General features: G+C 65.8%; 3 protein-coding genes. All 3 read left to right on the top strand.

The genetic code is table 11. The features are described from left to right. Window positions 1–40 precede the first annotated feature (40 nt). The 3 genes from AABD04_RS16490 to AABD04_RS16480 all read left to right on the top strand — a co-directional run bounded on the left by AABD04_RS16490 (window position 41) and on the right by AABD04_RS16480 (window position 23,159). Entirely contained in the window at window positions 41–1,498 is a 1,458-nt protein-coding gene (locus AABD04_RS16490; protein WP_341441818.1) for an amidohydrolase, read from the top strand. Between the two features lie 52 nt (window positions 1,499–1,550). Further along, window positions 1,551–1,976 (top strand): PPOX class F420-dependent oxidoreductase, encoded by a 426-nt coding sequence (locus tag AABD04_RS16485; protein ID WP_341441817.1) that lies wholly within the window; start codon window positions 1,551–1,553, stop codon window positions 1,974–1,976. Window positions 1,977–2,243: 267 nt separating this feature from the next. Next, window positions 2,244–23,159 (top strand): non-ribosomal peptide synthase/polyketide synthase, encoded by a 20,916-nt coding sequence (locus AABD04_RS16480; protein WP_341441816.1) that lies wholly within the window; start codon window positions 2,244–2,246, stop codon window positions 23,157–23,159. Window position 23,160: the final 1 nt, after the last annotated feature.

The following is a 23,160-nucleotide window of genomic DNA, read 5'->3' as shown; positions in this document are numbered from 1 at the left end:
GCATGCACGTCGGCCGAGACGACGCTCTAGAGTCCCAGGGGTGATTATCGCCAACGTCGCTTTGGATGGTTCCGGCGTGCTCTTCGACATCGAACTCGTCGGCTCGGTGATCGAGTCGATCGCCCCCGCCGGCCGTCGACGCGGTAGCGGCGTGGAAGTGCTCGACGGTGGGGGTGGGGTTGCCCTGCCCGGGTTCGTGGACAGTCACGTACATCTGACGCAATGGGCTGCGGCGCGTCGGCGAATCGATGTCGGGCCGGCGATGTCGGCGGCCGATGCCGTCGCGCTGGTGTACCCCTATGCGCGGACGGCAGGCGATTCGGTGGTGCGCGCCAACGGCTTCCGGGACGCACAGTGGCCCGAGGAACCGCACAAGGATCTGCTCGAGAATGCACTGCCCGGTGCCCGAGTGGCCATGACGAGCATGGACCTGCACACGCTGTGGCTGAGCCCGGCATTGCTCGCAGATCTGGGAATCGATCACCCCACCGGGGTGCTCCGCGATGTCGACGGCCTCGAAGCGGTGATGGCACTCGAGGAACAGGAGGACCCGGCCGAACTCGATCGGGCCGTACTCGACGCCACCGCAGCACTGGCGGTCCGCGGAGTCACCAGCGTCGTGGATTTCGAGTTCGCGGACAACAAGACGGTCTGGGATCGACGTCTGACGGCCGGTTCCCCCGCAGTACGTGTCGATACGACGGTGTGGCCTCAGTGGCTCGACGAGGCAATCGAGCGCGACGAGCGGACCGGCGACGTCTCGGCGCTCTCGGAACTGGTCAGGCGCGGACCGCTCAAGGTGATGCTCGACGGTTCGCTCAACACCAGAACGGCCTGCTGCCACGACCGGTACCCGGGCATCGACGGCGACGACGCGTTCGGTCTGTTGCTCGAGACCCAGGAGAGCCTGTTCGAGCTCGTCTCGCGGGCGTCGCGCAGTGGCATCGTGCCTGCGATCCATGCGATCGGCGACCGCGCGAACAGCATCGCACTCGATGCGTTCGAGCGAGCCGGCTGCGGTGGTCGGATCGAGCATGCGCAACAGATACTGCCGGAGGACATCGGGCGTTTCGCTGCGTTGGGCGTCGTGGCATCGGTGCAGCCGCAGCACGCGATGGCCGATCGCGATATTGCCGAGCACTTGTGGGCGGGACGGCGCTCGGTGGCCTACGGGTACGGCTCGCTGCACCGTAGCGGCGCAAGACTGCTCTTCGGTTCCGACGCCCCGGTCAGTCCACCCGAACCGTTGGCTGGAGTCGCCGCTGCGGTGTTCCGAACCGACGACGACCGACCGCCGTGGCGTCCCGAAGACGCCGTCCCTCTCGACGTTGCGCTGCCCGCAGCGTGCGGCGGCCGGGGCCCGCTCCGAGTCGGGGAAGCGGCAGACATCGCCGTTCTCGTCGAGCACCCTGCTCATCGGTCGGTGCACGATCTCGCCGAGACGGAGATCAGAGCCACGATCTGCGCGGGCGAGCTCACTCACGCGGCTGCGGTGTAGGCGCGACGCCCGCGGATCGATGTTGTCGGAGGGGCCGCGTAGCGTCACTGCGATGACGTCGATCACCGATCCGCGCGTACGCGAGTTCCTGTCCGCGGGTACCCGCACCGGCAAACTCGGATATCTCGCCTCGGACGGCAGACCCCTGGTCGCGCCCGTCTGGTTCGTCGTGGAGGGCGAACAGATCGTGTTCAACACCGGGGCCGACACGGCCAAGGGCCGATCGATTCGCCGTGACCCCCGCGTCGTGTTGACCGTCGATCTCGAAAAGCCACCGTACGGATTCGTCCAGGTGCAAGGCATCGCGTCGGTCGATGAGGACCCCGTCGAGCTGGTACGTACCGCAACCGAGATCGGGGCCCGGTACATGGGCCGCGAGCGTGCCGCCGAGTTCGGCGTGCGCAACGGTGTTTCGGGCGAATTGATCGTTCGGGTGACCCCGAACAAGGTCCTTGCCGCTTTCGACATGACGGCATGACGACCGACGCTCCCCGCGCGGTCGGCACTGTAGATTGACCGGGTGTCGAATCGAGTCGAAGGTGTTCGATCGACTCGAAGCGGGTACCGACATGTAACGGTCCGGTACATACATACGGATATGTACTGAAAGGTAACTTCGAGTTGTTTCCGGTGAGAAAATAGAGAACGACGTAAGTGACTTGCTCGATGTGTTCGGTGCCCACCGATCGCTGCCGGTTCGGCGGCCGGTGGGGGCGCGTGTGATTGTGGGAAAGAGAGGCTTCGATTGGACCCGCTAGGTGTGGAGGGTGCTGGACACGACGACGGAGTCGGCAGTCCTGAGCATTCGTCGTTCCCCCTGTCACCGGCCCAATTGGGAATGTGGTTCGCGCAGCATGTGGACCCCTCGGTACCTGCGAACATCGCCCAGTACATCGAGCTGCACGGCGAACTCGATGTGGAGCTGCTTCGTCGGGCCTCCTCCCAGGCTGCGCTCGAGCTGCAGTCCGGATTCGTGCGCATCGTCGAGATCGACGCCGAACCTCGGCAGCTGGTCGATCCGACTCTCGACGACTCGCTGAACTACCTGGATCTGCGCGGCGAAGCCGACCCACGTGCTGCCGCCCTGGCGTGGATGCACGGTGATTACAGCGCGCCGATCGACGTACTCCGAGACCGGCTGATCGCCGCGACCGTGCTACGCCTCGAGGACGACGTGTGGTTCTGGTACGAGCGCGTGCATCACGTGGTTCTCGACGGATTCGGTGCCGTCACGTTCATGAACCGAGCGGCAGAGCTCTATACCGCAGCGGTGGAGGGCACCGAACCGAGCAAGAACCTGGCATCGGACCTGACCAAGGTCTACGACATCGACGTGGCCTATCGCGACTCGAGCCGCTTCGAGGCCGACCGCGAGTACTGGGCGTCGCGTATCGACGGGATCGACGGAGTCACCACCCTGGCCGGGCACACGGCTGCGCCTGCGGCGAAGAGCCAGATAGACAGCACAGCTCTGTCCACCGCGACCATGACGAAGCTCGAGGCTCTGCGGGCGGAGACCGACACGACGATGGCAACCATCGTCATCGCCGGATTCGCCGCCTACCTGGCCCAGATGACCGGACGCGAGGACGTCGTCCTCTCGCTCCCGGTCACCGCGCGCACCACCGCCGTCCTGCGTCGCTCCGGCGGCATGGTCTCCAACGTCGTACCCCTGCGGCTCGACGTGTCGAGCGAGACCACCGTCGAGACGCTGCTCGCACGTGTCAACGCGGAGGTCTCCGGGGCACTGCGCCACCAGCGATACCGACACGAGGACATCCGACGCGATGCGGGCGCGGCCAGCGGTCAGGCCTCGTTCTTCGGACCATGGGTCAACATCATGCTGTTCTTCGGCGAGGTGCGCCTCGGATCGATGGTCGGCGGCATCAACATCCTCTCGACCGGCCTCATCGAGGATTTCGGGCTCAACCTCTACACCAGCGTGGCCGGGTCGACCACCCACATCGACTTCGAGTCCAACCCCAACCTGTACGGACCCGAGCAGTCCGGACGAAACCACGAACGATTCGTCGATTTCTTCGGTCGGTTCGTCGCGTCGGCAGCGAAGGACGCGGTCTGGGATCTGGCCCTGACGGACGGTATCGAACGCGATCTCGTCGTGGCCGAATGGAACGCCACCGAGCACGAGACGGATCCGCGCACGCTGCTGTCGGCCTTCGAGTCCGCCGCGGCCGCGCACCCGGATGCCACGGCCCTCGTGTACGAGGGCGAGGCACTCACCTACGGCGAACTCGCCGCTCGGGTGAACGGCCTCGCTCGCCATCTGATCGACATGGGTGTCGGCCCCGAAGTTCTCGTCGGACTCTCGATCCGCCGTTCGTTCGACCTCGTGGTCGGCATGTACGCGATCGTGGCGGCCGGCGGTGCCTGGGTACCGATCGATCCCGACCACCCCGCCGATCGCACCGCATACATCCTGGACTCCGCACAGCCGAGGTGCGTACTGATCTCCTCGCGCGACGACGTCGCGCTGCCCGACGGAACCGAGACCGTGGCGGTCGATGTCGTCGACTGCACCGCGCGTTCCACGGCACCCATCCGGGACGCCGAACGCACTGCGCCACTGCGACTCTCGAACACGGCCTACGTGATCTACACCTCTGGTTCGACCGGGCGGCCGAAGGGCGTCGCCGTCGAGCACTCGGCAATCGACAACCAGATGGAATGGATGCTCGCGGAGTATCCGTTGAACGCATCCGACGTCTATCTGCAGAAGACGGCGACCACCTTCGACGTCTCGCTGTGGGGCTTCTTCCTGCCGCTGCGGGTCGGCGCGACGATGGTCCTGGCCACCCCCGACGGCCACCGAGATTCGGTGTACGTGGCCAACAAGATCGCCGAGCACCGCGTCACGGTCACCGATTTCGTGCCGTCGATGCTGACGGTCTTCGTGGCCAACGCGCCGGCGAACACCTGCAGTTCCCTGCGTCACGTGTTCGTGATCGGCGAGGCGTTGCCCGTCGAAACCGCAGCGTCGTTCCGCGCGATGTGCTCCGCGGGGCTGCACAATCTCTACGGTCCCACCGAGGCCGCCGTCTCGGTCACTTACCACCCCAGTAGTGCGCAGGACACCCGCACCGTACCCATCGGCGTGCCCGAATGGAATACGAAAGCCTTCGTCCTCGACGGTCGATTGCGCCCCACTCCGATCGGCGAGTCCGGCGAGCTGTACCTCGCCGGAGTCCAGCTGGCGCGCGGCTACGTGGGCCGACCGGATCTGAGCTCGGATCGCTTCGTGGCCAACCCGTTCGGTGTCGGTGGGGAGCGGATGTACCGTACCGGCGACCTCGTTCGTTGGCGCAGTGACGGAGTGTTGGACTACATCGGTCGAACCGACTTCCAGGTCAAGTTCCGCGGACAGCGCATCGAGCTCGGCGAGATCGAAACCGTACTGCTGTCTCACGAATCCATCTCGCAGGCAGTGACTCTGGTGATGCAGACGGTCACCGGCGACCAGTTGGTTGCGTACGTCGTTGCGACACCGGGCCGATCCATCGAATCCGCTGCGGCGATCGAATTCGCAGGACATGCGTTGCCGTCGTACATGGTTCCCGCAGCGGTCGTCGTCCTCGACGCCCTCCCGCTGAACACCAGCGGGAAGCTGGATCGAAAAGCGTTGCCGGAACCGGTGTTCAGCAGTGCCAAGAAGTACCGAGCTCCGCAGAGCCGAGCGGACTACGTGGTCGCGGGCATCTACGAGGATTTGCTCGGAGCCTCGAAGGTCGGTTTGGACGAGGACTTCTTCGAGCTCGGCGGTAACTCTCTGATCGCCACCCAACTGGTGACCCGAGTCGGGAGCGCTCTCGGCGTTCGTCTCGGCGTCCGCGAGCTGTTCGAGGCTCCGACCGTCGGCGCGCTGGCGGCCAGAGCCGAATCGGCGGCCCGACTCGGTGCCGACACCCCGGTACTCCGGTCGCTGGAACGGCCCGAGCGAATTCCGCTCTCACCCGCCCAGCAGCGTATGTGGTTCCTGAACCGCTTCGACCCCACCACGGCGGTGTACAACCTGCCGTTCTCCGTGCGTCTGACCGGAGCTCTCGACGTGCCGGCCCTGTCGGCCGCGTTCGCCGATGTCGTCGACCGACACGAAACGCTGCGCACCGTCTACCCCGAGGTGGACGGCTCACCCGAACAGGTAGTGCTGGAGGCGGCTCGGACTCCGGCAACAATCGTGCCGGTCCGCATCGAACGCCGGGATCTCGGCGGCCACTTGCACGAGCTGGTCGCTAAGGGGTTCGACGTCACGGTGGACACACCGTTCCGGATCGCCCTGTTCGAGATCTCACCGACCGAGCACGAACTTGCCATGGTGCTGCACCACATCGCTGCAGACGGCGCGTCCTTCGGCCCGCTGGCGAGGGACGTGCTGGTGGCGTACTCGAGCCGAGTCCAGGGCCGCGCACCCGAGTGGACGCCGCTCGAGGTCCAGTACGCCGACTACGCGCTGTGGCAACGGGCGGTGCTCGGTCCGGAGACCGATCCACTGTCGTTGGCCTCACGCGAAATCGCTTACTGGAGCGCGACTCTCGAGGATCTGCCGGACCAACTGGCGCTGCCGTCGAGCAGGCCCCGCCCCGCCGTGTCCTCGAACGCAGGCAGCAAGCTGCGCGTCGATGTTCCGGCGCACCTGCACGCCTCGCTGGCGAACCTGGCTCGTAAGAACAACGCCTCGTTGTTCATGGTCATGCAGTCGGCGTACGCACTGCTGCTCGCCCGGCTCAGCGGCACCACCGACATCGCGATCGGTGCGCCGGTGGCGGGCCGCGGCGAGCCCGCGCTCGACGATCTGGTCGGCATGTTCGTCAACACGCTCGTACTGCGTACCGAGGTCGATCCGGCGTTGACGTTCGAGGGTCTCCTGGCCCGAGTTCGGGATACCGATCTGTCTGCGTTCGCACACGCAGACGTGCCGTTCGAGCGACTCGTCGAGGTGCTGAACCCGGTGCGATCGACGTCTCGGCACCCGCTGTTCCAGGTCGCCATCTCGCTCGAGTCGGCGATGTCCCGCGAACTCACCGTCGGCGGTCTACGCGCCGAGGCGGCCGAATTCGACGTTCCCATCGCCAAGTTCGACGTGCAGTTGTGGCTCACCGAGCATCTGGAGGACGGAGTACCGGCCGGCCTCGACGCGGTGTTCGAGTACGCGACGGATCTGTTCGACGCAGATCTGATCGAGAGCTTCGCACGTCGCTTCCTGGCGATTCTGGACGCCGTAACCACGGATGCGACCGTTCCGGTCGGCGATGTCGCCATCGTCGACGCTGCGGAGTACCGGTCGGTGGTGTCGCAGTGGAACGCCTCGGGAGACGACGTCGCTCGAGAAGCGACCCTGGTGGATCTGCTCGATGCTGCGGCCGCCGGCCACCCCGATGCCGTCGCGGTTCGATTCGGTGATTCGTCGATGACGTACGCCGAGTTCGATGCGCAGGCCAATCGCCTTGCCCGTGTTCTCATTTCCCACGGCGTGGGCCCGGAAAGCCTCGTCGCCGTGGCTCTGCCGAGGTCGGCCGAGCTCATCGTTGCCCTCGTTGCGGTGATCAAAGCCGGCGGCGGGTACCTCCCCGTCGATCCGAGCTACCCACTCGAGCGCGTCGAATACATGCTCGACGACGCGCGGCCGACGACCGTACTGCTCTCCGGTGCGGACCGAGTGGAACTGCCGTCCGACGTCGAATCTCGCACCGGCGCAGCATTGCTCGATCTCGACACCGTGGATCTGTCGTCGGTATCCGGCGATCCCGTCACCGACGAGGACAGGACGCGTCCGGTCCGGCCAGGCAACGTCGCCTACGTCATCTACACCTCGGGTTCGACCGGTCGTCCCAAGGGCGTGATGGTCCCGCATCGCAACGTCGTTCGGCTGCTGGACAACACCGATTCGGTCTACGGTTTCGGTGCCGACGACGTGTGGACGATGTTCCACTCCTACGCCTTCGACTTCTCGGTATGGGAGCTGTGGGGTCCTCTGCTGTACGGCGGCACACTCGTGGTCGTCGACTACTTCACCTCGCGGTCACCCGAGGCATTCCACCAGTTGCTGGTCGACGAGCGGGTGACGGTACTGAACCAGACGCCGTCGGCGTTCTATCAACTCTCCGAGGCCGATCGCACCGCCGCATCCGGAGGCGAGCTGTCGCTGCGCTACGTGATCTTCGGCGGCGAAGCGCTCGAGCAGCGGAGGCTGACCGGTTGGTTCGAGCGACACGGAGACAGCGCGCCCCGGCTCGTCAACATGTACGGCATCACCGAAACGACCGTGCACGTGTCGTATCAGGCGCTCGCCGCAGCGTCGGTCGGGACGAGCGCTTCGGTGGTCGGCAAGCCGATCGCTGGACTGCGCGTCTATGTCCTCGATACCCGCCTGCACCCGGTGCCGGTGGGAGTGCCCGGCGAGATGTACGTTGCCGGTGGACAACTCGCCCGCGGCTATCTCGGTAGGCGGGAGCTGACCTCGGTTCGCTTCGTGGCGAATCCGTTCGTGTCGGGAGCCGATACCGGCTCGCTGCTCTACCGAACCGGCGACCTCGCACAGTGGAACGCGTCGGGCGAACTCGAGTACCTCGGCCGGTCGGACGATCAGGTCAAGGTGCGTGGGTTCCGCATCGAGCTGGGCGAGGTGGAGGCGGTGGTGACCGCTCAGCCGACCGTCACCCAGGCCGCCGTCGTCGTTCGCGAGGACTCGCCTGGTGCGGCTCGACTGGTTGCCTACGTGGTGTCCGCTGCCGTCGAGGGACGGCCGATCGTCGACATCGAAAATCTCAGAACCGGTATCGCCGACGTGCTTCCGGAGTACATGGTGCCGTCGGCGTTCGTCGTGCTCGACGCGATTCCGCTGACGGTCAACGGCAAGCTCGATCGGCGGGCACTGCCCGCGCCGGTGTTCGAGGTGCGCGAATTCCGTGCCCCGACAACACCGATCGAGGAGATCGTCGCCGACGTCTTCGCGGACGTTCTCGGCGTCGAGCGCGTGGGTCTGGACGACGATTTCTTCGAGCTTGGCGGAAACTCGCTGATCGCCACTCAGGTGGTCTCGCGTCTGGGAGTCGCTCTCGATGCCACCGTGCCCGTCCGTATGTTGTTCGAGGCATCGACTGTCGCGCTGCTCGCGGTACGGGTCGAGCAGGCAGCCGGAGAAGGTGGACGCACCGCGCTCGTTGCGACCGTGCGACCCGAGCAGATTCCGCTCTCGCTGGCGCAGCAGCGGATGTGGTTCCTCAACCGCTTCGATGCCGACTCCACGGCGTACAACATCCCGTTCGCGCTGAGATTGACCGGCGAACTCGACGTCGCCGCGCTGCAGGTTGCGATCATGGACGTGATCGACCGGCACGAATCCCTGCGCACCGTCTACCCCGATACCGCGCAGGGCCCACAGCAGTCCATCCTCGACGCCGCTCGAACGGTGCCGAATCTGATGCCGGTGCCGACGTCTGCGGCAGACATCCAGCGGCAGGTCTTCACGCTGGCATCGACGACGTTCGACGTGACTGTCAACGTTCCGATTCAGGCTCGCCTCTTCGAGATCGGTCCTCGCGAACACGTCATCGCCATGGTGGTGCACCACATCTCGGCCGACGGCTGGTCGATGGGTCCGCTGGCCAGAGACATCATGATCGCGTATGCCTCTCGGACCGCCTGGGAGAACCCGGCGTGGATGCCGTTGGAGGTGCAGTACGCCGACTACAGCCTGTGGCAGCGCTCGGTTCTCGGCTCCGAGGACGACCCGCAGTCGCTGATTTCCGGTCAGGTGGATTACTGGGCCGACGTGCTCGCCGGACTGCCCGATCAACTCGATCTCCCCACTGATCGGCCGCGCCCCAACCGGCAGTCCTACCAGGGATCGTCGATCCGATTCGATGTGTCGGCCGAGGTTCACCAAGGCCTGTCGTCGTTGGCCCACACCCACAACGCATCGTTGTTCATGGTCGTACATGCTGCTTTGGCAGCGCTGCTCGCGCGGCTGTCGGGCACCGAGGACATCGCGATCGGCACACCGGTCGCCGGCCGAGGGGATGCGGCACTCGACGACGTGGTGGGCATGTTCGTCAACACCCTCGTGCTGCGCACCGACATCGAGTCCGAGCGGACGTTCTCGGAGCTGATCGGGCGAGCGAGAGAAGTGGCGCTCGGTGCGTTCGGGCACGCCGATCTTCCGTTCGAGCGACTGGTCGAGGTGCTGAATCCGTCCCGGTCACAGGCACGTCACCCTCTCTTCCAGGTGATGCTCTCGTTCGAGAACCTCACTCGTACGCACGTCGATCTTCCGGGTCTGTCGGTGGACAGCGTCGCCCTCGACGCCGAGGTGGCGAAGTTCGATCTGCAGCTGACCGTCACCGAGTCCATCGGGGTCGACGGTCGCGGCCAGGGCATGGCCGCCGAGCTGACCTACGCGACCGACCTGTTCGACGCGGCGACGGTCCAGGGCTTCGCCGAACGTTTCGTTCGGATGCTCACTGCGGTGGTGACGGACCCGTCGGTGTCGGTGGGCGACATCGATCTTCTCGACGACACCGAGCGCGAGCAGATCGTGACAGCGTGGAACAGCACCGAGCACGAGGTGCCGAAGCAGCTGACGCTCGTCGACCTGTTCGACCGCCGGGTCGCCGAGACTCCCGATGCACAGGCGTTGGTGTTCGAGGGCGAGCGGCTGACGTATGCGGAGTTCGCCGCGAGGGCCAATCGTCTTGCGCGGCATTTGATCTCGGTTGGCGTGCAACCGGATTCACTCGTCGGACTCGCGATCGGACGAAGTCTGGATCTGTTCGTGGGGATGTATGCGATCGTGAAGGCCGGGGCAGGCTACCTTCCGATCGATCCGACTCAGCCCGCGGACCGCAACGAGTACATCGTGGCCACGGCGGCACCCGTTCGGATCTTGTCGACCACGCGTGATCACGTGGACTTCGCCGGAGTCGACACGATCGACATCGACACTCTCGACGTGTCGGAGTGGTCTCCGGCACCGCTGACCGACGCGGATCGAATCGCGCCGTTGCGGTCCTCGAACATCGCCTACGTGATCTTCACGTCGGGATCCACCGGTCGGCCCAAGGGTGTCGGGGTCTCGCACGACGCGATCGTCAATCGGTTGTTGTGGATGCAGCACGAGTACGCCCTGAGTGCCGACGACGTGGTGTTGCAGAAGACCCCGTCGACCTTCGATGTGTCGGTGTGGGAGTTCTTCTGGGCGTTGCAGAACGGCGCGTCGGTGGCCATCGCCGTTCCGGACGGTCATCGCGATGCGTTGTATCTTCTCGATGTCATTGCTCGCGAACGTGTTTCGGTGGTGCACTTCGTACCGTCGATGATGTCGGTGTTCGTACCGGAGGTCGAGCGGCGCCGGGCATCGGGTGCCTCGCTGCGGATGGTGTTCGCATCCGGCGAGGCGTTGGCCCCCACCACGGCCCGCGCACTACGACGGGCGATCGCCGGGGTGGAGCTGCACAACCTGTACGGCCCTACCGAGGCAGCCGTCGATGTCACGTATCACGCTGTCACGGACGAGGATTCGGATGTGATGCCCATCGGTGCGCCGGTGTGGAACACCACTGTGTACGTGTTGGATTCGCGTCTGCATCCCACTCCTGTCGGCGTAGCAGGTGAGCTCTATCTCGCAGGTGTTCAATTGGCTCGCGGGTACGTGCGACGACCTGATCTGACCGCCGACCGGTTCGTGGCGAATCCGTTCGCGCCGGGCGGAGAACGCCTCTATCGCACCGGCGACGTCGTGCGTTGGAACCGACACGGCGAGCTGGAATACGTCGGGCGATCGGATTTCCAGGTCAAGCTGCGCGGACTGCGCATCGAACTCGGCGAGATCGAATCGGCACTGCTGGCGCAACGCTCGATCTCTCAGGCGGTCGTCGTGGTCCGCCGCGAACAACTCGTGGGGTACGTCGTACCGGCCGGAGCCTCGGTGGACACCGGGTCCGTTCTTGCTGCGCTTCGGTCGCGGCTGGCGGAGTACATGGTGCCCTCGACGCTGATCGTGCTCGAGGAGTTCCCGCTCGGTGCCAGTGGCAAGCTCGACCGCAAGGCATTGCCCGATCCCGCCTTCGAGGTGACCGAGTACCGGGAACCGACCAACGACATCGAACGCACCGTGGCCGACGTCTTCGCCCAGGTGCTCGGAGTCGATCGCGTCGGGCTCGACGACGACTTCTTCGAGCTCGGCGGAAACTCGCTCATCGCAACGCAACTGGTGTCGAGACTCGGCGTGTCCCTGGACACCAGGATCGCTGTGCGCGAGCTGTTCGACGCGTCCACAGTTGCCGACCTCGCCGCACGCTTGGGCACGTTGGTCGCCACCGGCAGTCGCCCGCCATTGGTGCCGCAGGAGCGGCCGCAACACATTCCGTTGTCGTTGGCTCAGCAGCGCATGTGGTTCCTCAACAAGTTCGACGTGGAATCGGCCGCCAACAACATCCCGATCGCCGTGCGACTGTCCGGCCTGCTGGACCGCCGCGCGATGCAGATCGCGGTCGCGGACGTCGTGGCCCGACAGGAGTCTCTGCGTACGGTCTTCCCGGAGACCGACGGAACGGCACACCAGCTGATCCTGGACGCATCCTCGGCCACACCGGATCTGACGCCGATCGACATAGCCGCACACGAGGTCGCGGATGCAATGCGAGAGCTGGCGACCACCGGCTTCGACCTCTCGAAGGATCTGCCCTTCCGAACCCGACTGTTCGAGGTGAGCCCCACCGAGCACTTGCTGGTGTTCGTCGTCCACCACATCGCGGCCGACGGGTTCTCGCTCGGCCCGCTCACCCGAGACGTGATGAACGCGTACGCGGCTCGCTCGCTGAACCAGGAGCCCTTCTGGTCTCCGCTGCCGGTCGACTACGCCGATTACAGCCTCTGGCAGCGCAAAGTACTCGGTTCCGAGGACGACCCGCAGTCGGTCGTCTCGCAGCAGATCGACTACTGGAAGACCGCTCTGGCCGGCCTGCCGGATCAGCTCGATGTGCCGTCGGATCGTCCGCGACCCGCCGTTGCCTCGAACAACGGTGCGCTGGTGAGGTTCTCCATCGACGAGGATCTGCATCGCGACCTGATCGACGCCGCGAGAGCCGAGAACGCCACGCTGTTCATGCTGGTGCACACTTCGCTGGCGGTACTGCTGTCACGGCTGTCCGGTGAAGCCGACATCGCGATCGGCACCCCGGTCGCCGGTCGTGGTGAGGCCGCCCTCGACGATCTGATCGGTATGTTCGTCAACACTCTCGTGCTGCGTACCGAGATCGATACGGCGCGGCGGTTCGATCAGGTACTGGCCGACACCCGCGAGACCGACCTGTCGGCGCTGACCCACGTCGACGTCCCGTTCGAGCGCCTGGTCGAAATTCTCAACCCAGCCCGGTCCACGGCTCGTCATCCCCTCGTGCAGGTGGTGCTCGCGTTCCAGAACCTGGGACAGAAGGACTTGGAACTGCCGGGACTGTCGGTCTCGGGTGTCGACTTCGAGACCCTCGTTGCACTGTTCGATCTGCAGTTCACGTTCGTGGAATCGATCGGACCCAGCGGTGCTCCGCAGGGTATGACCGTCGATGTCACCTACGCCACCGATCTCTTCGACGAGGCCACGGTCGTCACGCTGGGGGAGCGCCTGATCACCGTTCTCGAAGCGGTGGCCGACAACCTTTCGACCGTGGTCGGCGACATCGAGCTGCTCGAGCCCGTCGAACGCAGGCGCGTGCTGGTCGACTGGAACGACACCGAGCACGAGCTCGACCGGGCTCAGACGTTGGCCTCGCTCGCCGGCCGGGTCGATTCGTCCTCCGCTGCACTGGTTTTCGGAGACGACACGCTCACCTATGGCGAATTCCAGGAACGGGTCGCTCGTCTGGCGCGGTTCCTGATCGCCCGCGGTGTCGGACCAGAGAGCGCAGTGGGCATCGCTGCCCGTCGCTCGGTGGAACTGCTCGTCGGAATTCACGCGATCATCGCAGCCGGTGGTGCGTACGTACCGATCGATCCGGACCAGCCGGCCGAGCGAATCGCACACGTTCTCGGAACCGCGGCACCGGTCTGCGTGCTGACCACGTCACGAGACTCGGTAGAGGCCGACGGCGTCGAGGTCCTCGAGATCGACACCCTCGATCTGTCCGGCTTCTCCGACACTCCGATCACCGACGCAGACCGAATCAGTGCGCTGACACCGTCGAACACCGCCTACGTCATCTTCACGTCGGGCTCGACCGGGCAGCCCAAGGGCGTGGCCGTCACGCACGAGGCGATCGTCAACCGCCTGCTGTGGATGCAGTCGGAGTACGAGCTCGCCGCCGACGACGTCGTGCTGCAGAAGACCCCCGTCACGTTCGACGTCTCGGTCTGGGAACTGTTCTGGCCGTTGCAGATCGGCGCTACGTTGGTTATCGCGAAGCCCGACGGCCATCGCGATCCCCAGTACTTGCTCGAGACGATCGAGGCGCAGTCGGTCACCACGGCGCACTTCGTACCCTCGCTGCTCGAGGTCTTCGTCTCCGTTGTGGCAGCTGCTCCGTCGCCTGCGGCGACCTCTCTGCGGACACTGTTCGCGTCAGGAGAGGCGCTACCCGCCGAGGTCGGCAGTCGGCTCCGACGTGTTTTGCCGGGCGTAGCGTTGCACAACCTCTACGGTCCCACCGAGGCGGCCGTCGACGTCACCTACCATCCCGTGTCGGAGGCGGACGTCGACCTCGTTCCGATCGGTGTCCCGGTGTGGAACACCAGGACGTACGTCCTCGACTCTCGACTGTCTCCGGTCGCTCCCGGGGTGGCCGGCGAGCTGTACCTCGCCGGAGTTCAACTGGCCCGTGGGTATCTGGGACGAACGGATCTGACGGCCGATCGATTCCTTCCCGATCCCTTCGGAGAACCGGGTCGACGCATGTATCGCACCGGTGACCTGGTGCGTTGGCGTGCAGTGTCCTCCGGCTCCGGCCGGTTGGAGTACCTGGGCCGCACGGACTTCCAGGTCAAGCTGCGAGGGTTGCGTATCGAACTCGGCGAGATAGAGACCGTGTTGCGCAAGCACCCGTCCGTCGAATCCGCCGTCGTTCTGGTTCGGCAGACCGCTGCCGCAGGCGATCAGCTGGTCGCCTACGTGATACCCACGGGCGGCGGGACCGTCGACGTCGCCGAGCTGACGGAGTTCGCGTCGCGCTCGCTCGCGAGCTACATGGTCCCGGCCGCGACGGTCGTGCTCGACGCGCTGCCTCTGACGCCCAACGGCAAGCTCGATCGTCGCGCTCTGCCGGAGCCCAACATCGAGCAGCGTGCTTTCCGTGCACCGGCCACCACGTCGGAAACTGTTGTGGCAGAGGTGTTCCGCGATGTCCTCGGTATCGATGTCGTCGGTGCCGACGACGAGTTCTTCGCCCTGGGCGGCAACTCGCTCGTCGCCACGAGGGTGGCGTCGAGAATCGGTGCGGCACTCGACACCACGGTGACCGTTCGGACGATCTTCGAGGCCTCGACCGTATCGGCACTGGCGGCCAAGCTCGACGAGCTCTCCGGTTCGGGCCGTCGAATACCCCTCGTGCGTACCGATCTGCCGGATCTGGTACCGCTCTCCCTCGCGCAGCGCCGGATGTGGTTCCTCAATCGGTTCGATCCCGAGTCCGCGACGGAGAACCTCCCCGTCGCCATCGAGCTCAGCGGCGATCTCGACATCTCCGCTCTGCGCGCGGCAGTGGCCGACGTGATCGAGCGGCACGAGTCGCTCCGAACGGTCTACCCGGAGGTCGACGGTGTCGCCTCTCAGGTGATCGTCCCGGCCGATCAGGTGGTCCCCGATCTGGTGCCGACGGCTACCACCACTGCCGAACTGCCGTCCGCGTTGGCGGCGCTGGCCATGGGTGGGTTCGATGTCACCGCTGCGCCGCCGTTGCGTGCCGAGCTGTTCGAGCTGGACTCGGATCGCCACGTCCTGGCGTTCGTCACCCATCACATTGCCGCAGACGGCTTCTCGGTCGGCCCCATGACTCGGGATCTGATGGTCGCGTACGCCGCCCGCAGCGCGGGTGTCGAGCCCGGGTGGGCTCCGCTCGCCGTTCGCTACGTCGACTACACCCTGTGGCAGCAATCCGTTCTGGGCTCCGAGGACGATCCCACGTCACCGGTCTCCAACCAGATCCGACATTGGACTCGGGCCCTGTCGGGACTCCCGGACGAGGTGACCTTCCCCGGCGATCGCGCGCGCCCGGACAGGTCGTCGTATCGGGGCGGCAACATCACGCTCACACTCGATGCCGACACCCACGGCAGGCTCGGGGACGTTGCTCGCGCCAACCAGAGCTCACTGTTCATGGTGTTGCACTCCTCGCTCGCCGTGCTGCTGGCCCGACTGTCCGGTGAGACCGACATCGCGATCGGTACCCCGGTCGCGGGCCGCGGTGAAGCAGCCCTCGACGACGTCATCGGGATGTTCGTCAACACGCTCGTGTTGCGGACCGACATCGATCACGGCGCACCGTTCGACGAGTTTCTTGCTCGGGCACGCGAGAGCGACCTGTCGGCGTTCGCCCACGCAGAGGTGCCGTTCGAGCGGCTCGTCGAGGTGCTCGATCCACCGCGGTCGGCGGCTCGTCACCCACTGGTCCAGGTGATGCTCACCGTGCAGAACATGGAGCAGACCGAACTCGAACTGCCCGGTCTGAACGTGCGCGGAGTCGATCTCGACATCGAGACGGCCAAGTTCGACGTTCAGTTCACGTTCACCGAGAACCACGTCGACGGCGGCATGACCATCGACGTCACCTTCGCCCGCGACCTGTACGACGACAGCACGGCGCGCGCACTCGGGGAACGCCTGGTTCGCGTCCTGGAGTCCGTGGCAACCGATCCGGGTCAGCGCATCGGCGACGTCTCGGTGATGGACGACAGCGAACGTGGTCGGGTGCTCGCACTCGCCCAGGACGCACCGGCCGTCGCCGATTCGCTCGATACCATCGTCGACCTCTTCGCCGCTCGGGTGGCCGAGGACCCCGACGCACCCGCCGTGGTCTTCGAAGGCGTGTCCCGGAGTTACCGCGAGATAGACGATTCCTCGACGGTGTTGGCGAGAACGCTTGCCGCTCAGGGGGTCACGCCGGAGTCGCTGGTGGCCGTCGTGCTGCCGCGCACCGCCGATCTCGTCGTTGCGTTGCTCGCCGTGCTCAAAGCCGGGGGTGCCTACGTCCCCATCGATCCGTCCTACCCGGCCGACCGCATCGAATTCGTCCTCGCAGATTCTCGACCGGTGGCCGTGCTGACGTGGTCCGGTGTGGAGGTTGCGCTTCCGACCGGATTGCCCAGGATCGACATCGACACCGCCTCGACCCAGGACGACGCGCAGGCAGACGACCCGACTCCCGCGACGGCGGCCTCGACCGCATACGTCATCTACACCTCGGGCTCGACGGGTAAGCCCAAGGGCGTTCTGATCCCGCATCGCAACGTCGTGCGGCTGTTGGCGAACACGCAGCGCCACTTCGACTTCGGTCGCGACGACGTGTGGACACTGTTCCACTCGTTCGCGTTCGACTTCTCGGTCTGGGAGCTGTGGGGCCCGCTCACCACCGGCGGCACCGTCGTCGTGGTCGACTACTTCACCTCCAGGTCGCCGGAAGCATTGCGCGAGTTGCTCGTTCGTGAGCGAGTGACCGTTCTCAATCAGACGCCGTCCGCGTTCTACCAGTTCGATCAGATTGATCGCACTGTAGGGACAGCGGCCGAGTACTCGTTGCGGTACATCGTCTTCGGTGGTGAAGCGTTGGAACTGCGGCGATTGGCGGGCTGGTTCGATCGCCACGGTGACAGCTCTCCGCAGCTGGTCAACATGTACGGCATCACGGAAACCACGGTTCACGTCTCGTATCGCGCGCTGGACTCGGAGTCCGCTGCCACGGCATCGGGATCCCTTGTCGGTCGTGCGATCTCCGGACTCTCGGTATATGTACTGGACTCGCGTCTGTCGCTGGTGCCCGCGGGCGTACCGGGGGAGATGTACGTCGCCGGTGGCCAGGTCGCACGCGGATATCTCGGCCGAGCCGGGTTGAGTGCGACGAGGTTCGTCGCCGATCCCTTCGCAGGCGACGGATCCGTGCTGTACCGCACCGGCGATGTCGCGCGGTGGTCGACCGACGGCGAACTCGAGTTCGTCGGACGCGCCGACGATCAGGTCAAGATCCGCGGTTTCCGCATCGAGCTGGGCGAGGTCGAGAACGCCGTTGCGTCTGCTCCTGCCGTCGGCCAGGCAGCGGTGATCGTGCGTGAGGACTCGCCAGGTGCCACCCGGCTGGTCGCATACGTGGTTCCTGCAGCCGACTCCACTGTCGATACCGATGCCGTCAGGGCAGCGGTGGGGGAGAACCTCCCCGAGTACATGGTGCCCTCGGCCTTCGTCGTGCTCGACGCGATTCCGCTGACCGCCAACGGAAAGCTCGACCGACGAGTCCTGCCCGAGCCGGCTGCGCGCACCCGTGAGTTCCGACCACCGACCACTCCCGTCGAGGAGATGGTCGCCGGCGTCTTCGCCGACGTTCTCGGCGTCGCACGCGTCGGTCTCGACGACGACTTCTTCGAGCTCGGCGGCAATTCGCTGGTGGCAACACAGGTGGTGTCCAGGCTGGGTGCCGCAGCGGACACGACTGTTCCCGTCCGTGCTCTGTTCGAGGCACCGACGGTCGCGGCTCTGGCAGCGCGGGTCGAGCAGGGTTCGGGCGCAGGCGCGCGTCCGGCGCTGATGGCATCGACGCGACCGAGCCGAGTGCCGCTCTCGCTCGCGCAGCAGCGGATGTGGTTCCTCAACCGCTTCGACTCCGAGTCCACGGCGTACAACATCCCGTTCGCGCTCCGGCTCAGCGGGCGTCTCGACGTCGACGCGTTGCAGCGTGCCGTCTCCGACGTGATCGAGCGTCACGAGACTCTGCGATCGGTGTACCCCGATTCTCCCGAGGGCCCGCATCAGGTGATAGTGCCGATGTCGGAGGTGCCCACCACCCTCGAGGTGATCGACACCGACGCGGAGTCGGTGACCGCTCGCGTTCTGGAACTCCTGTCGGCGACATTCGACGTCACGACCCAGGTTCCGCTGAAGACCGCGCTCTTCCGAGTTTCGGGCACCGAATTCGTACTCGGTATGGTCATCCACCACATCAGTGCCGACGGTCTGTCGGTGATGCCGTTGTCCACCGACGTCATGACCGCATATGCCGCGCGCACCCGCGGTTCCGATCCGGCGTGGGCACCTCTGCCGGTGCAGTACGCCGACTACGCGCTGTGGCAACGCCAGGTTCTCGGGTCCGAGGAAGATCCGGAATCGATTGCTGCGCAGCAGATTCGGTACTGGGAGAATGCTCTGGCCGAGTTGCCCGAGCAGATCGAACTACCGCTCGATCGTCCACGCCCCGCCGAACAGACCTTCCGGGGCAGCCGCGTCGATTTCCGGATCGACGCGGCCGCGCACGCTCGCCTCACCGAACTGGCACGCGCGCACAACGCGACGGTGTTCATGGCGGTGCACGCGGCGTTCGCCGTGCTGCTCTCGCGTATGTCGGGATCGCCGGACATCGTCGTCGGAACCCCCATCGCGGGTCGTGGAGAAGCGGAGATCGAAAACCTCGTCGGCATGTTCGTGAACACGTTGGTGCTGCGGCTCGACGTGGCGGCCGGAGCGAGCTTCGAGGACCTTCTCGACGCGGCCAGAGAAACCGATCTGCAGGCCTTCGCCAACTCCGACATACCGTTCGAGCGGCTCGTCGAGGTCGTCAACCCCACCCGGTCGACGGCGCGTCATCCGTTGTTCCAGGTCGGCTTCTCGTTCCAGAACTTCGCGCGCCGAGAATTCGAGCTCGACGGGCTGGAGATTTCCGCACTCGACACCGAGACCGGAACGTCGCAGTTCGACCTGCACCTCATCGTCTCCGACGCCCCGCGCGACGACGAGGCCCAGCACGACGAGGCCCAGCACGACGACCAGGCACCGGGCGGCTTCGATGCGTTGTTGACCTACGCGACCGATCTGTTCGACGAACGCACCGCTCGCTCGCTCGTGGCGCGCTTCGAGGCCGTTCTCGACGCCGTCGCGGCATCGCCGTCGACCCCGGTCGGCGACCTCGATCTGTTCCTCGACGGTGAGCTACCCGCCATCGTCGACGCGTGGAACGCCACCGACCATGAGTTCGGCGTCGCCGGCGCGGCAACGTTGCCCGAGCTCTTCGTCGCCTCTGCCGAGCACGATCGCGATGCTGTTGCACTCGTCCATGACGACGGCACGCTGACGTACGGCGAGTTCTCCGAGCGGGTGTCGCGACTGGCCCGCCACCTGATCGACCGGGGTGTCGGACCGGAAGTGCCCGTGGGCCTTGCTATTCGACGTTCGGTGGATCTTCTGGTGGGCATGTACGCCATCGCCATGGCGGGCGGGGCGTACGTGCCGATCGATCCGGATCAGCCGGCCGAGCGCAACGCGCTCGTGCTGGAGACCGCAGCTCCGCTGTGCGTACTGACATCCGGTGCCGTCGGTTCGGAGATCTCCTCTGCAGCAACGGTTGTCGATCTGACGCAGCTCGATCTCGCGGGCTACTCGCCCGCGCCGGTGGAGGCCTCCGAGCGCCGAACCGAGCTCTCGGCCGACAACACGGCCTACGTCATCTTCACGTCCGGCTCGACCGGCCGACCCAAGGGCGTTGCGGTCTCGCACGGTGCCGTCGTCAACCAGCTGAACTGGTTGCGTGCGGAGTACGGCCTCGACGAGACCGATGCGTCTCTGCTCAAGACCGCAGCGACCTTCGACCTGTCGGTGTGGGAGTTCTGGTCGCAGCTGACCTCGGGAGGGCGACTCGTCGTCGCGAACCCGGAGGGACATCGCGATCCCGATTACCTGCTCACGCTGATCCGTCGGCACGCAGTGACGACGCTGCATCTGGTGCCGTCGATGCTGTCGATGCTCGGCACCGTGGCCGCGGGCGAGTTGTCACCCGATCTGCGACGCGTCCTGGCGATCGGCGAAGCACTCCCCGCAGCGGTGGCCCAGGATTTCCGGCGGCACAACGGTTCTGCCGAGCTGCACAACCTCTACGGTCCGACCGAGGCAGCAGTGTCGGTGACCGCGCATCCGGTCACCGATGCCGACACGGCCGCAGTGCCCATCGGTGTGCCCGAGGCGAACACCGCAGTGTTCGTGCTGGACTCTCGCCTGCATCCGGTTCCTGCCGGAGTCACCGGAGAGCTCTATCTCGCCGGTGTGCAACTGGCGCGAGGTTATTTCGGTCGAGCAGACCTCACCGCCGAACGGTTCGTGGCGAATCCGTTCGACGCGAACGGCACGCGGATGTATCGCACGGGCGACCTCGTCCGCTGGCGCGTTCCGCTCGTCGACGGTGCACCGGCGGCGGCTCGACTCGAGTACATCGAGCGCGCCGACTTCCAGGTCAAGATTCGCGGGTTCCGCATCGAACTCGGTGAGATCGAAGCCGCCCTGCGCAGTCAGGAAGCGGTGGCCGACACCGCCGTCGTGGTGCACACCGGCGAATCCATGGGTGATCAGTTGGTCGCCTACGTCGTCGGACAGTCCGGAGCGGTACTCGAGGTTGCGAGTGTCGAGACCGAACTCGCCCGCGCCGTGCCGTCGTACATGGTTCCTGCAGCGTTCGTCGTCCTTGATGCTCTCCCACTCAACACCAACGGCAAATTGGATCGACGGGCACTTCCGGCACCGCAGTTCGAGGTTGCCGACTTCCGCGCCCCGGTCACCCCGATCGAGGAGATCGTTGCCGACATCGTGGCGGAGTTGCTCGGTATCGACCGCGCCGGTCTCGACGACGACTTCTTTGCGCTCGGTGGAAACTCCTTGATCGCAACACAATTGGTGTCGAGGCTGGGTCAAGCGCTGGACGCCCAGATTCCGGTGCGAGCAGTGTTCGCCGCGTCCACCGTTGGGGGCCTGGCCGCTCACATCGCTCCGCTCGTGGGCGGCGGCGCGCGCCGGGAACTGACCGTTCGGGAGCGTCCCGACCTCCTTCCGTTGTCGATCGCCCAGGAAAGAATGTGGACGATCAACAGAATCGACCCCGGTTCCTCGGCATACAACATCCCTGTTGCAGTCCGGCTCACCGGCGAGCTCGACATCGAGTCTCTGCGCGGGGCATTCGAGGACGTACTCGCCCGCCACGAGATCCTGCGCACGGCGTACCCCGATGCTGCGGACGGCCCGGTCCAGCAGATCGGTTCCGTCGCCGAGGTGGGGGTGGATCTGACTCCGGAGCCGGTGCAGCCGGATGCAGTGATCGCGCGCTTGACCGAAGTTCTCTCCGCCGGCTTCGACGTCACGAAGGCCGTTCCGGTTCGGGCCGCACTGCTGCAGGTCGGCCGGCACGAACACGTCCTCGCGGTGGTGGCGCATCACATCGCCGCCGATGGCTTCTCGATGGGCCCGTTGATCCGCGATGTCATGGTGGCGTACACCGCTCGGGTTGCGGGGGACACGCCGACATGGACGCCGCTACCGGTCCAGTACGCGGACTTCGCGCTGTGGCAGCGTGACGTGCTCGGCAGCGAGAGCGATCCCGAGAGTCCGCTCGCGAAGCAACTGGCGTACTGGACGACCGAGTTGGCCGGGGCACCGGAACAGCTGGCGCTGCCGCTGGATCGACCGCGACCGGCTCGTCCGACGATGCAGGGTGCCTCCTACGAGTTCTCGTTCGGCTCCGATATCGCGTCGGCGATCGAGAAGATCGCTCGAGAGCACGCTGCGACGACATTCATGGTGGTGCACAGTGCTTTCGCGGTGCTGCTGTCGAGGCTGAGCAACTCCTCCGACATCAGTATCGGCACACCGACAGCAGGTCGCGGTGAACAGCAGCTCGACGAGTTGGTCGGTATGTTCGTCAACACGCTCGTGCTGCGTACTCGACTCGATCAGGGCGGCACGTTCGTAGATCTGCTGCAGCAGGCGAAGGACAAGGACCTCGCAGCGTTCGGGCATGCGGACGTCCCGTTCGAGCGGCTCGTGGACGCACTGGGCCGGGTGCGGTCGAATGCCTACACACCGCTGTTCCAGGCGATGCTGACATTCCAGAATCACGTGACCGGGACATTCGAGCTGCCAGGTCTGCAGGTGCAGGCGTTGCCCGCAGGCGAGGACCAGGCCAAGTTCGATCTGCAGCTGACCGCCGTCGAAAGGTTCGACGACACCGGCGCATTGGGCGACATCGAGGCGACGTTCACGTATGCGACGTCGATCTTCGACGAGTCGTCGATCGCGACGTTCGCCGATCGGTTGCTGCGGATTCTGACCGCTGTCGTCTCGGATCCGGATGTGGTGCTGCGGTCCATCGACATCCTCTCGGAGGAGGAGAAGGCCGAGTTCGCGCCGCGAGCCAAGCCCAAGACGGTCGACGATCTGCCCGAACTGATTGCCCGGGCAGCCACCGTCGCACCCGACGCGGTGGCCGTCGAACACGAGTCGACGGCAGTCGATTTCGCTGCGCTACACGCCAAGCTGGCACAGATGTCGGCAACGATGGGTTCTGCGATGAAGCCGCAGGCCCTGGTGACCGTCACTCTGTCGGCGCTGATTCCGGGTATCTTGCCCGCCCTCGGTGCGGAGGGGCTCACCACCGCTCTGGCATCGTTGATCGAACGGGCGGAATCGGTGATCGCGTCGTCGTGAC

It is taken from the genome of Rhodococcoides navarretei (genome assembly GCF_038069675.1).
GTDB lineage: Bacteria > Actinomycetota > Actinomycetes > Mycobacteriales > Mycobacteriaceae > Rhodococcoides > Rhodococcoides navarretei.
The sequence above is the reverse complement of the archived record's forward strand: the minus strand, read 5'-3'. Positions and strand labels throughout refer to the sequence as shown.